Genomic DNA, 12,450 nt, shown 5'->3' with positions numbered 1-12,450 from the left:
ACCTTTTTTCGAAATCATCCAAGTCTGTTTATTTGCTGGCCGAGGCCATCAGCACGCCAAAGCAAAAAAAGGTAGTACCCGACAGTTTGCCGACAATACGGGCGCCACTATTTGTGGTGAGCCAGCTTCTTGCACCGTTGGCCATGAGGGCATATCCGGTATGAACCAGTACAACGAGCAAGCTATAGGACGACACCAGCAAGAAGAACTGGCTGTAGTAGTTACCCTCCGATTGGATGAACTGAGGGAATACTGCGAGAAAGAAGAAACCGGCCTTGGGATTCAGCAACTGGATCGACAACGCCTCGGAAAATCGACGCCACGGACGCGAGGATGTGACTTTGAGTTCGGGGATAAAACTCTTGGCACGCCACATCTTGATCCCCAGATACAATAAGTACACTGCACCAATGTACTTGAGAATGGTGAACGCAGTGGCCGAGGTGGCCAGGATCACCCCGACGCTACTGGCGGAGATACCCGCGACGACAAAAGCGCCCAACGCGATACCAAAGATACCGGGCAGCGAGCCAGTCCAGCCATGCCGCAGGGAGTTGGAAATCGTCAACACCACCCCTGGGCCGGGGCTAAGCACGGTCAAAGTTGCCAGAATTATAAACAGTCCGTAATTAGCCATGAATCACTCCATTGAATAGGGTATTGCGAAGATACTGCATAGCCCAAACGATGTACTCGCGCAACAAACCTGTGAACAACAACCCGGTGCAAATGGCATAGAGGCAGGGGGAAAAGGTGGGCAGATTTATATCAGATGAACAGGACAACCAATTTCAGCCCTGCTACGGGCGTTCCCGCTTTTTTTGGTCACTCCGTCATATCACTGGATATCTTTCAGATAATCCTTAAGCGCAACAAGCGGCGCACCAATCAGCTCCATCGTCTGAACACTGGCAACGTCCCCCGCCAACCGCCGCAACTCCCGCCCCAACGGTTTATCCACACCCCCAACCGCCTCCAACGCCAACCCCACACACTCACCCACCTTCACCTGAATCCCCTCAACATCCCCCCGCCGCACCAGCAACTCAAACACATCCCGCTGGTAATCACCCATGACCAGGTCGTCACGCAAAATCGGGCTTGAATCTTCCGATTCGTAAGCCAGTTTGAGGGAGAAGAGGGCGACGGTTTCCAGGTGCTGTTCCATGGGGGGAATCCTTGATGAGTGTCTGACTGACCGAGGGTGTGAAGATCAAAAGCATCGCTGGCAAGCCAGCTCCCACAGGTTTTGGCAGCGTGGCGGTTACTTTTCTATAGGCGAAAAAAAAGGCCTTGCTAAGCAAGACCTTTCTTAATGTTGGTGCCCCGAGGGAGACTCGAACTCCCTCAAAAACATCATAAGACCCAGCAGTGCCTCGAGTTTAAAGGCTTTCAGTGGCTTTGGGTAGAAATTTTGGGTAGAATTTTGGGTAGAAATGACTAGCGAAGGCTTTTGCTATGACCGATTTTTTAGTCCTGAAATCCGGCACCTACTACGTCCGTCTGGACGTTCCAGAAGACGCACGGGAAGCCTTTTCCGGGCGTAAGGTTTTGACTAAAAGCCTCAAAACTGGCAATCGTTCGGAAGCCCATATTTTCAAACTACGATGGTTGCAGCAGTGGAAAACCGAAATCGAAAAAGCCCGTAGGGGTGAAATCGGCAATTTCCGTGATGATGTTCTTCAAATAGTTGAAAAGCATCAAAGGGCCATAAACCAAGATAAAATTAAGGGGAAACCCGCAAACAATGAAACAAAAATGGGTTTTGAAGTAATCCAATATACACAAGATAAGAAGTTAAGCATCGACCTTGTTAATGAAGCAATTGATATTGCAGCAGGTCGTTCGGACTACTCACCAAAAACCCCATTTTTCAAAAGTCGCCTTGATGGTTTCTATAACTATGAATTAAATCAACGAAAAGTAGACTTGAATACAGTTGATAGACATATAAAGAGAATTAAAGCACTTGATGCCTTTTTGAAAGCTGAGGACTTATTGCTGGATTATGAGGCAGTTGCTTCATTCTTGATTTCAAAAAATCTGGAATCGAAGACAAAGAAACAATATTTGTTTTCGTTTAATGCCTTCTATAATTTCTTGATTAAAAAAGAACCACCATTCAAAGAACGTTATCCAATCAATCCTTTCAAAAGTCATGAATTGAGCCAAGTTAGACGTGGAACACTCAAAAAAGATGAAAGACGTGCTTTTACGGCGGAAGAGGTTGAAACCTTGCATAGTAAAGCAGTTGAAAAAGGAAAGCGTCAATTAGCCGATTTGATTAAGATAGCGGCCTATACGGGAGCACGCATTGAAGAAATATGCCGTTTAAAAACATCGTCAGTTGTTAAAGAGGATGGTGTGGATTGTTTTCATATTACAGAAGGTAAAACACAAGCATCCGTTCGTTTTGTGCCAATTCATCCGGTTCTCATGGAAACGGTCAAACGGCTTGTTAGTTCATCGGACGATGGGTATTTGTTGAAGACAAGCAAAGGTGGGAAGTATGAAACCAAATCGAAAGGTTTAGGTAATCAATTTTCAATCTTCAAGACAGATTTAGGTTTTGATAAAAAATGTGTTTTCCATAGCATTCGCAAAACTGTAATCACTACATTAGAGCGTGCTGATGTTAAGAACCTTGTCATCATTTCGTTGGTTGGCCACAAAGCTGATGGACTGCTAAGAATGACTTTCGATAGATATTCGGAAGGCCCAACCCCAGCATCTAAAATGGATGCTGTTAAACACCTACAATATAAATTCTCAGTATAATTTTTTATTGTTGTCATCATTCATGAGGCTACCTAATTAGGTGGCCTTTTTAATGCCTGCTATACATTGCTATACGTTGCTATACATTGCTATACACTTTCATTCTTTGTTATCTGGCTTATTGAAAGCTATACAACTTGAAAACATTTTAATATATGTTAACTTGATATTAGTAGTTCGAAAACATTACAGGCGAGCAATGTAAATGTATAGCACCTCACTTCGTTCGTTGCTTACATTTACGCTCGATTTTTCGCACTACGTTTGAAAAATTAAAATCAACAACCATGAGGAATGTATGAGTGATAATAAAAAACCAAGACAGATGAATGTAAGAATATCCGAAAGTGATTACGAAAAGATTGAGCACGAAAGGGGAATTATACACAAAAGCCAGTCCGGCTATATTTCCCACATCATTAATAATGGCATCAGTGAAATTATTGAAATCACCAATCCTGAGCTTAGACAAGACATTGATAAAATTGAAAGGTTTCTGGGCGGATATGGAAACAACCTAAATCAAATAGCTAAAAGTCTAAATGCGAATGAGACACCACCTTTTGATATTCTAAAAACGCTAACTGCACTCGACCAAAACATAACTATACTTACTAAAAAGTTGGGCAAATTAAAAAAGGAGACATTAAGAAACGTAGGTAAGTCATGATACGTGAAAAGCTAAGCACTCAAAAATCTAAATCAAAGATTTACAAAACAGCCAAATACTTCAATAAAGAAGAAGGCTGCGTTTTATTCGAGTCAAATATTTACACGCCTTTGAATGCTTCAAAGAAAGATATTGCGAAAGCAATATCACAATCAATTGAAAGCGATATTACTGACAACAAGAAAGGTAGAAAGCAATCCGTTAGAACCCAGCACGATGTTGTTAGCTTTCATACGAATGACAATATTACACCAGAGCAAGCCCGTGATATTGCAAAAGAACTTTATGAGGCCACGCATAAACTTTCAAATAGAAAGTATTCGTTAGGCGTTCACATTGATACAGATGAGGTTCATGTTCATATTGTGTGGGCTTTAAAAGATTTTAATGGCAAGTGTTACAACGTCAGCAATGACTACCGTGTTATTGAAAGAGAATGTGAAAAGCTTGAACAAAAATACAATCTAATAGTTCCCGAAAATCGAATTTCAAGAGACATGGATGAACTCGACAAAATAAAAGAGCTAACACTGCAAGATAAGAAAGACATTATCAACAAGAAATACAAAGACAAGCATCCATCAACAAAAGAAAGAATGCTTGACGTTCGTGGCGTTATTTCTAACAAGAAACAAATGAAAGACGCTTTGAGTGATTTCCTTAACAATGCTTCCAGCCCATCCGAATTCATCAACCAGATAACCGAGAATGGTTTCAATGTCATTCACAATGGCAAATCATCTTTCTCCATTCAACATGAAGACCAGATATTCAAAGCATCCGAGCTTGGCCTATCTTACAAAACACTTAAAGCGAAACTAGGTGATGACACTGGCTTTGAGCAGACTTTAAAAAATAAGCACAACGTAAAGGAATACGAAAATTGTTCAATCGCTTCAACCGAAGCAGAACCCGACTACATGAAAAAGATTAAACCAAACTCAGTGCTTGCTACTAAGTTCAAGTTTATTCAGCATAGTGACAAGGTTGAATATTTCTATAATTCAGCCAGTAGCAAGAAATCATTCGAGTATTACAAAGACCCATCAAAAGTTTCATTCCATGATTTATCAAGACAGTCAGCAAAGGCTGGCATTCAAAGACTTGTTGCCGACGCCAAACCACCACAATCATTTACAGTGAATGGCCCTGATTACTTCAAGAAGAATGTATGGCTCGAATTTCAGCTAATGGGATTGGAAGCCAAAGGCTTCAAGCTTGAAGGCTACAAACCTACCCCAGCAGATTTAGACGAATTGAAGAAAATTCAGGAGCAATATGCTTCGATGAATAAGAAGGCCGATCCTAAACCGCAACCAGCACCAGAAGCCCCTACGGTGGCCGTAGAAGCACCTAAACCAGTTGAGCCTGTCATGCCTATACCTCTTCAAAAAGCTCCTGAGAAGCCACCAGAGCCTACAAAGAAGGTTGAACAAGAAAAGGTTACGCCAACCAATGATGGCTTAATTGATGACTTGCACGATATGTTCCGGCCAGCCATAGCTACCCCTGTCGCACAAGCTCCCACAGAAGCCGTAGAACCACCTAAACCAGTAGAGCCTGCCATAGATGAGTTTTACATACCGATGGCACCAGAACCGCTTGCAGAGCCTGAAAATCACAAGATTGATGGAGACTATTCAACATATTCGAATGATGAACTTGTTGAAGAATTTGAATGGTTACAACCGAGACTAAAGAAAAGTTCATTTCCGGGTAATAGCAAGAGAGATATTGCCGGACATAGAGAGATGGACAACATCCCAGAAAATCGTAATGGAATAAAAACTGGAGATGTTAAACGTCAATATGAATTCAGAGAGAAGCTCTATAATCTATTTGATGAAATTAAAGAAAGAGACCCAGCGGCAGCAAAACAGCTTGAACAAGCTTTTAAAGCACAGATGGCAAACAAAAGAGCGGTTACGTTTGACTTAAAACCACAGTTAACAAAATAGCCCTATCAGGGCTTTTTATTTGTCTTGGATTTGAAAGTTTCTAATTCCAACTTGTAGCGTTACATCTTTGTTGAACCCGTTAACTTTGCTTACATTTAAGTATTCTTTCATACAATCATTTATAAAGCGTGACAACGGAAATTTGTGAGTATTGGCAATTTCTCTAAATTGATTATGTGTTTCAGCGTCGAGTGTGATGGTGCAAACTTTAAGATTTGCTTTTGCTTTTGGTTTTTTCATTAGTGTCCCTTTCTTATTTATATATATTTATTAGAGCACAAATAAAAGCAAAGTCAAATAAATACATATTTTTCTTGACAAAATTCAGGCACAAAAAAACCAGCATTAGCTGGCTTTGTTATAAGTCCCTTATACATTCGTCTTGATATTCGTAAGGAACTCTACTTTGGTCTACCAGCACCTTGAATGTGTAATCTAATGGGTCAAAAATCAAATGACAAACACTTTTGTCATGTGCATTCTTAACATCTTTATATAAACCATAAAGACCTAGTTTTTTTGTATATTTTAAGATTTCTTTTCTTTTGCTAGTTACCCTTATTAGTTGCATGCTCATAATCTCCTGTTCTTGATAACAATATAACATGCGATTATAAATAATCAATAGATAAGTATTTATTTATTGCAACTCGGCAGCATCAAGCAATGCAGTATCAACAATTTTGTAATTTGCTTTTATATCAATCATTTCTTTTGTGCTCAAATCAATTATGTATTTACCTATTAGTCTTTTTCCGAAAACATCACCGAGCAGGTCATTCTTAAATACTTGTATTTTGCTGTATAGCCTCATTATTTTTAGGTTTCCATTTACAAATATAGAGAACCCAATGAAATCGTTCTTGTCCACAAATGCGAACGCCTTATCAATAACGTCATTCTTGCCTTTCAAGAATGATTTTCTTTTCAGCTCTCTCCACAATGAAAGCGTATTCTTAACGCCGAACATTGCATATCTACGCACAGACCACAGTGCTTGAACTGCTCTAACTTTTTTGTGATTTGAGATTTCCAACTTATCTACATTTAGGACGCCGCCTTTTAACTCGAATTCCAAATTGAATGACTTAGTTAGATACTTCATCACGTATGATGTTGCCTTGCTTTTCTTTGCGTCAATTTCTTCAATTCTTACGGCGTTTTCCGAGTGTCTAAAATGCTTGTTAATCAAGATTACTAATTCGTCATAATGTTTCTTATTAACATACATTAAAGCGTGCTTATGAAAGCACTGGTCTTTGTGAGGTTCGACTGCCCAGAAACCATTCATCTCAATCTTATGTCTATGGATGTCTTTTCTAAAAGCATTCCATAAGCCTTTCAAGTAATCATTGCTATCCTTTGGGGTTGAACCGTCCCAAGAACTAACGCCTTTCGACGGCTTTGGATGAAATCTTGCCGGAGCGGTAAAAGTTATGAAAAGAGGCTTATAGTCAAGTTGTTTGGCATAGGCGTCCAACGATGAGACTTGGATAAATATCTCAGCAAATCTTTGCTTTTCAGTGCTTGCTACTTTCCATAGTGGGATTTTCTTGTTGTTTTCATTAACAAGAGATTTCTTCATTATGTAATCAAGCTGGCTGGCTTCGTCAGCTTCTCTATTGCGAACAACTTCATCACTACAAATCTCAAATGCTCGACCGGAACCAATCAAACCTGAGTGCAGCTTTAAAAGTTCGCTTCTTTGTTTTTGTATTCTTTTTATTTGTGATTTAAGTCTTTTCTCATCAGCAATGTTGATGAGCTTGTCTTTTATAGTTGACCCTTTAATGTCCTTTATTTTGATACCATAACCGATATCCCAATCATTCTTTATGCGTGAAAAAATACTCTCGCCGGAGTCATCGTTGTCGAGGTTTCTCTGCTTTATTATTAGTTGCTCTTGAATTCTCTCGAAAACAAACGTGATATTTTTGACGATTTCGTCCAAATCGCCAGCTAGAATGTATTTATGTCGTATCTTCCAGCATCTATATTCACTGCAAGTGGCAACCCAAGTGAATTTATTTTTGAGGTTTCTTATTTCTTTGGCTATGTTTTCACGCTTTCTTTTTGATGAGTTATTTAACTTATTTTCAAGACATTCCTTTGCAATCATCTTTTTTTCGATGGCTCGCTCAAAAAAATACTGCCTTTCACATTCTGCAAAGAAAAATTCAGGAGTAAGATTTTTAAGGATTATGCGTTGTGGAATAAATATCATGAAAGTTATTATTGTTCGTTACTAATACAAATACCATGCCGTGCATGGTTGTCAAATAAATAAATATTTTTACTTTCTAACCTGTAAAAAAGCTGATTTTTTTAAAAATCAAAAACGGTCAAAAAAACCTATAAAATCAACTTGCGACACTTATTTAAGAGTTATCCAAGAAGAGCGTAAAAAGCATAAAGCCGCCCTAGCAGGCGAAAAGCTTCTGGGTATTGCGAACAAAGTTCGCATATGAAAATCAAAAGCGTAAAGCTCAAAATTTAATTCCAAATACATTTGGAGCAGCAAAACTTTTAAATATCAAAACTTATGAACGGCTGTTTTTAGACGATTTACCATCTTATTCGTATGGTAATACCTAGAATTAAAACACGCCATTTTTAACGTGTTTTTGTTAGTGCCCTAAAAAAGAGCGTTGATTTTTTTGCACGTTTTCATGTCAGTTTTTTGAGTTTTCATTTTCTTGGGTAGCCGTTTTTTGGCTTAAAAACAATGAAATTCGTTGTCAATAGAAAATTGAAAATATATTTATGGTGCAACCTTAATCATCAAATAGAGTTCAACCTTATTCTTTAAATTTCTCAAAATTGAAAATGACCCTCTGAAAATCTGTATGAAGAAACGTCGCGTTCATCTGGTCATTTATCACGCTTGAACAAGTTCAGCCGCTAAAAACGACCTTGACGGGTGTGTGAACCATTCACAGAGCATAGCCATATCTGATACTATTTAACAAAATTATGACGCGATGACCTTAACTCTGGATGATTAATCAATGGCTTTATTTGATTTTTTCAAAAAAAAGAAAACCCAAGAAAAAGAACCCAAAAGATACCCCATAACACCTGAAATGACTGATGGAGTTTCTTTTGTATACTCTTTAATTAAGGACCAATTTTTTTTAATTGAGAAGTCTGGTGTGAAAACGCCGCCGCTTCTTTACAAAGGAGATAATGGGGATTACGAAATTAACCAATGGCTTGCTGGATATATTTCTGGATTTTATGACGCTTTTCTTCAGTCTAAAAATCAGAAATATGACCCCAACGCTCTTGAATTGATTTTCAGCGTATTATACGGCGAGGAAGTCGCGGAAGAAGGTATAAAACAATGCATCGTAGCCATGATGACACTAGGGGACAAAAGCGATAATCTTTTCAAAGTCGCGTTTGAAGAGTTTGACGATGGTCTATATGCAGGAGGGAATAACTTTTTTGATTGGAAAGATAAAAAGATATTTGCTCCATTAGGTATCTATAACAAATATGCTATGTGATTTTCCCTGACGAGTCTATGAAGGATTTTTCACCTGTTATATAGCATGGCCATATGTGTTAGCGGCCCTAGTCCTGCTTACAAAAAAAGGTGTTCAGTCCTTCACCGATAGTATCGGGTATGGTCCTTGTCCACTCTGCACGTTTGTTGGACGTGTGATTTAACGTTTTTCCTGAAAAATCATAATCAATGCTTTCAGTAACCCTAGATGTTCCATTATTACAATTGATCTCGTAAAGGTTCATCGAAATTTCAATTTCACCATCTTTTTCGTTGTCGCAGATGACCCTGTCCATAGGGCTTTTCATAAATAGGTTTCCGCCACAGCTTTTGGGTTGTGGGTATTCGACTTTAAACCAAAGCTCATAGCGACCTTTATCGTGTCTTAGAACACCTTTCGTGAATACCTTCTGGCCGTTAACGCCATCACTAAATTGGTGCCAAGGGTCGTTTGCTACGAACTCTTGGACGTTAGAAGGAGCAGCAGCCGCTACCCCTAGTGGGAGAACGGCAGCCAAGACGAGTGCTAACCTCATTTGGCTAACAGCCCTCCGACTTCTTTCCGCAATTGTTCAACGACCACGTCAAGCATTTGAGGGAAAGTCTCTCCGAAAAATTTCGCCTCAGTCTTAAAGGGGTGGCCCATTGACGCCTTGTTGACGCCGAAGGCTTCACCTTGATCGGTCAATTTCCTGAATGACTTCATCACACCGTTGCCGGTGGTGCTCGCATACTCAAAGCTTTCCGCGTAACCAGCTTTCAGCAGAGCATTCATGATGGTGCTCGCGTCGAATGAGACGCCGTGGTCAGCAATCAAGGCTTTGAGGGATTTTGCTTGCATGTGGCTTTCCTTGCGTGGTGGCGTTTTGCCTAGGCTAATCCTCGCCTGAGCCACACATCTATGCAACCCATGGTTGACCCTTTTACGCACTGCTGCAGAGCCGCAGCACTTCAAGCGGTCTGGATCAGAAAGGATGGCTTAAACGCACAGTCTCTCGCGTGAATGCAAAGCAAGAAGACTACTGCCGGGAGGCAGTTTTTCCCAAGAAAAGGGTATGAGAAGGGTAGATTTTTTGGATAGAAAAAGGGGTAGAAATTTCTTTCTACCCCTTCTCTAAGTCCTTGATTTACAAGGAGAATGTTGGTGCCCCGAGGGAGACTCGAACTCCCACTCCTTTCGAAAACGGATTTTGAATCCGCCGCGTCTACCAATTCCGCCATCAGGGCTCAATGGCGGCGAAGTATAGAGATGAGATAACCGCTGGTCAATCAGGTGCATGGAGAATTTTTGATATTTCCGCTAGACTTCCCGGCCCTGCTAGACGACACCCCATCATGCGCGTTGCTGACTTTACCTTCGAGCTCCCTGATTCGCTGATTGCCCGCCATCCTTTGGCCGAGCGTCGCAATAGTCGCCTGTTGACCCTGGATGGGGTCAGCGGCGCCCTGGCACACCGTCAATTCACTGATTTGCTGGAGCATTTGCGCCCCGGCGACTTGATGGTGTTCAACAATACCCGGGTGATTCCGGCGCGGCTGTTTGGCCAGAAGGCTTCCGGCGGCAAGCTGGAAATCCTGGTGGAGCGGGTGCTGGACAGTCATCGCGTGCTGGCCCATGTGCGCTCCAGCAAGTCGCCCAAGCCGGGGTCGAAGATTCTGATCGATGGCGGTGGCGAGGCCGAGATGCTGGCGCGACACGATGCGTTGTTCGAGCTGGGGTTTGCCGAAGAGGTGTTGCCGCTGCTCGACCGCGTCGGGCACATGCCGCTGCCTCCTTATATAGACCGCCCGGATGAAGGCTCGGACCGCGAGCGCTATCAGACGGTGTACGCCGAGCGCCTGGGCGCGGTGGCGGCGCCGACGGCGGGGCTGCATTTCGATCAGCCGTTGATGGAGGCGATTGCCGCCAAGGGCGTCGAGACCGCGTTCGTGACCTTGCACGTCGGCGCCGGCACCTTCCAGCCGGTGCGTGTCGACAAGATCGAAGACCACCACATGCACAGCGAATGGCTGGAAGTCGGCCAGGACGTGGTGGATGCGGTCGCCGCGTGCCGGGCTCGCGGTGGGCGCGTGGTGGCGGTGGGGACCACCAGCGTGCGTTCCCTGGAAAGCGCCGCGCGCGATGGCGTGCTCAAGCCGTTCAGCGGCGACACCGATATCTTTATCTACCCGGGCCGGCCGTTTCATGTGGTCGACGCCCTGGTCACCAACTTCCATTTGCCTGAATCCACGCTGTTGATGCTGGTTTCGGCGTTCGCCGGTTATCCCGAGACCATGGCGGCCTACAAGGCAGCCGTCGATAACGGGTACCGCTTTTTCAGCTACGGTGATGCGATGTTCATCACGCGTAATCCTGCGCCGACTGCCCCTAAAGAATCGGGCCCAGAGGAAACTGTATGAGTCGCACCTGTCGTATGTCTTTCGAGCTGCTGGCCACCGATGGCAAGGCTCGTCGCGGTCGTCTGACCTTCCCGCGCGGTACCGTCGAGACCCCGGCCTTCATGCCGGTGGGCACGTACGGCACGGTCAAGGGCATGCTGCCACGGGATATCGAGGCGATCGGCGCTGAAATCATTCTGGGCAACACTTTCCACCTGTGGCTGCGCCCGGGCACGGAAGTGATCAAGAAGCACGGCGACCTGCATGATTTCATGCAGTGGAAAGGCCCGATCCTGACCGACTCCGGCGGTTTCCAGGTGTTCAGCCTGGGCGCCATGCGCAAGATCAAGGAGGAGGGCGTGACCTTCGCTTCTCCGGTCGACGGCGCCAAAGTGTTCATGGGCCCGGAAGAGTCGATGCAGGTCCAGCGTGACCTGGGCTCGGACATCGTGATGATTTTCGACGAATGCACGCCGTACCCGGCCGACGAAGACGTTGCCCGCATTTCCATGGAGTTGTCCCTGCGTTGGGCCAAGCGTTCGAAAGAAGCCCATGGTGACAACACGGCGGCGCTGTTCGGCATCGTTCAGGGCGGCATGCACCAGGACCTGCGCATGCGCTCCCTGGAAGGCCTGGACAAGATCGGCTTCGACGGCCTGGCCATTGGCGGTCTGTCGGTGGGTGAGCCGAAGCATGAAATGATCAAGGTGCTGGATTATCTGCCGGGCATGATGCCGGCTGACAAACCTCGTTACCTTATGGGCGTTGGCAAACCCGAAGACTTGGTTGAGGGTGTGCGCCGCGGTGTGGACATGTTCGATTGCGTGATGCCAACCCGTAATGCCCGCAACGGGCATCTGTTCATTGATACTGGCGTGCTGAAGATCCGAAACGCGTTCCATCGCCATGATGATTCGCCGCTCGATCCGACCTGCGATTGCTATACCTGCCAGAACTTCTCCCGCGCTTATCTGCATCACCTGGACAAGTGCGGCGAAATGCTGGGGAGCATGCTCAATACCATCCATAACTTGCGTCATTATCAAGTGCTTATGGCTGGTTTGCGCGAGGCTATTCAACAGGGTACATTGGCCGCCTTTGTCGATGCCTTCTACGCCAAACGCGGGTTACCTGTTCCGCCTTTGGACTGAGTTTTC

Annotated in this window: 12 protein-coding genes and 1 tRNA gene; 6 read left to right on the top strand and 7 right to left on the bottom strand. The window is 43.8% G+C overall.

What is annotated here, in order from left to right:
- Positions 1-28: 28 nt before the first annotated feature.
- Positions 29-637: a LysE family translocator gene (locus JQF37_RS23875; protein WP_130211393.1), complete on the bottom strand. Its 609-nt coding sequence runs from the start codon at positions 635-637 to the stop codon at positions 29-31.
- 201 nt (positions 638-838) lie between these two features.
- Positions 839-1,168: a hypothetical protein gene (locus JQF37_RS23870; RefSeq protein ID WP_130211394.1), complete on the bottom strand. Its 330-nt coding sequence runs from the start codon at positions 1,166-1,168 to the stop codon at positions 839-841.
- Between the two features lie 290 nt (positions 1,169-1,458).
- Here JQF37_RS23870 and JQF37_RS23865 point away from each other — a divergent pair, with 290 nt between their 5' ends.
- From JQF37_RS23865 to JQF37_RS23855, 3 genes are all read left to right on the top strand, one after another.
- Positions 1,459-2,778: a tyrosine-type recombinase/integrase gene (locus JQF37_RS23865; RefSeq protein ID WP_028624202.1), complete on the top strand. Its 1,320-nt coding sequence runs from the start codon at positions 1,459-1,461 to the stop codon at positions 2,776-2,778.
- A 298-nt stretch (positions 2,779-3,076) separates the two neighbouring features.
- Complete coding sequence (mobC, locus tag JQF37_RS23860; protein WP_149411653.1) at positions 3,077-3,448, top strand: plasmid mobilization relaxosome protein MobC; 372 nt, start codon at positions 3,077-3,079, stop codon at positions 3,446-3,448.
- Positions 3,445-5,406, top strand: a complete 1,962-nt coding sequence (locus JQF37_RS23855; RefSeq protein ID WP_204149771.1) for a relaxase/mobilization nuclease domain-containing protein — start codon at positions 3,445-3,447, stop codon at positions 5,404-5,406. Before mobC ends, JQF37_RS23855 begins: the two co-directional genes overlap by 4 nt.
- A gap of 15 nt (positions 5,407-5,421) precedes the next feature.
- Here JQF37_RS23855 and JQF37_RS23850 read toward each other — a convergent pair whose 3' ends face one another.
- A complete protein-coding gene (locus JQF37_RS23850; protein WP_143129380.1) occupies positions 5,422-5,646 on the bottom strand; it encodes a hypothetical protein in 225 nt (74 codons plus the stop codon).
- Between the two features lie 400 nt (positions 5,647-6,046).
- Positions 6,047-7,630 carry a replication endonuclease gene (locus tag JQF37_RS23845; protein WP_149411650.1) on the bottom strand — a complete coding sequence of 528 codons (1,584 nt, stop codon included), beginning with the start codon at positions 7,628-7,630 and terminating at the stop codon, positions 6,047-6,049.
- 784 nt (positions 7,631-8,414) lie between these two features.
- On the opposite strand from JQF37_RS23845, the gene JQF37_RS23840 reads away from it, so the two are divergent.
- Positions 8,415-8,915 carry a hypothetical protein gene (locus tag JQF37_RS23840; RefSeq protein WP_130207428.1) on the top strand — a complete coding sequence of 167 codons (501 nt, stop codon included), beginning with the start codon at positions 8,415-8,417 and terminating at the stop codon, positions 8,913-8,915.
- Positions 8,916-8,982: 67 nt separating this feature from the next.
- Here JQF37_RS23840 and JQF37_RS23835 read toward each other — a convergent pair whose 3' ends face one another.
- From JQF37_RS23835 to JQF37_RS23825, 3 genes are all read right to left on the bottom strand, one after another.
- Complete coding sequence (locus JQF37_RS23835) at positions 8,983-9,432, bottom strand: surface-adhesin E family protein (protein WP_130207430.1); 450 nt, start codon at positions 9,430-9,432, stop codon at positions 8,983-8,985.
- A gap of 14 nt (positions 9,433-9,446) precedes the next feature.
- A complete protein-coding gene (locus tag JQF37_RS23830) occupies positions 9,447-9,755 on the bottom strand; it encodes a hypothetical protein (protein WP_130207432.1) in 309 nt (102 codons plus the stop codon).
- A 301-nt stretch (positions 9,756-10,056) separates the two neighbouring features.
- A tRNA-Leu gene (locus JQF37_RS23825) sits at positions 10,057-10,141 on the bottom strand.
- A gap of 108 nt (positions 10,142-10,249) precedes the next feature.
- Between JQF37_RS23825 and queA the strand changes: the two genes are divergently transcribed.
- On the top strand, positions 10,250-11,314 hold the full coding sequence (gene queA, locus JQF37_RS23820) for a tRNA preQ1(34) S-adenosylmethionine ribosyltransferase-isomerase QueA (protein ID WP_130207434.1): 1,065 nt from the start codon (positions 10,250-10,252) through the stop codon (positions 11,312-11,314).
- 14 nt (positions 11,315-11,328) lie between these two features.
- The gene (gene tgt, locus JQF37_RS23815; RefSeq protein ID WP_161793961.1) at positions 11,329-12,444 is read left to right on the top strand and encodes a tRNA guanosine(34) transglycosylase Tgt; all 1,116 of its coding nucleotides are present in this window, start codon (positions 11,329-11,331) and stop codon (positions 12,442-12,444) included.
- Positions 12,445-12,450 lie beyond the last annotated feature (6 nt).

Origin of the sequence: Pseudomonas sp. MIL9 (genome assembly GCF_016887925.1) — a bacterium.
Lineage (GTDB): Bacteria > Pseudomonadota > Gammaproteobacteria > Pseudomonadales > Pseudomonadaceae > Aquipseudomonas > Aquipseudomonas mohnii.
The sequence above is the reverse complement of the archived record's forward strand: the minus strand, read 5'-3'. Positions and strand labels throughout refer to the sequence as shown.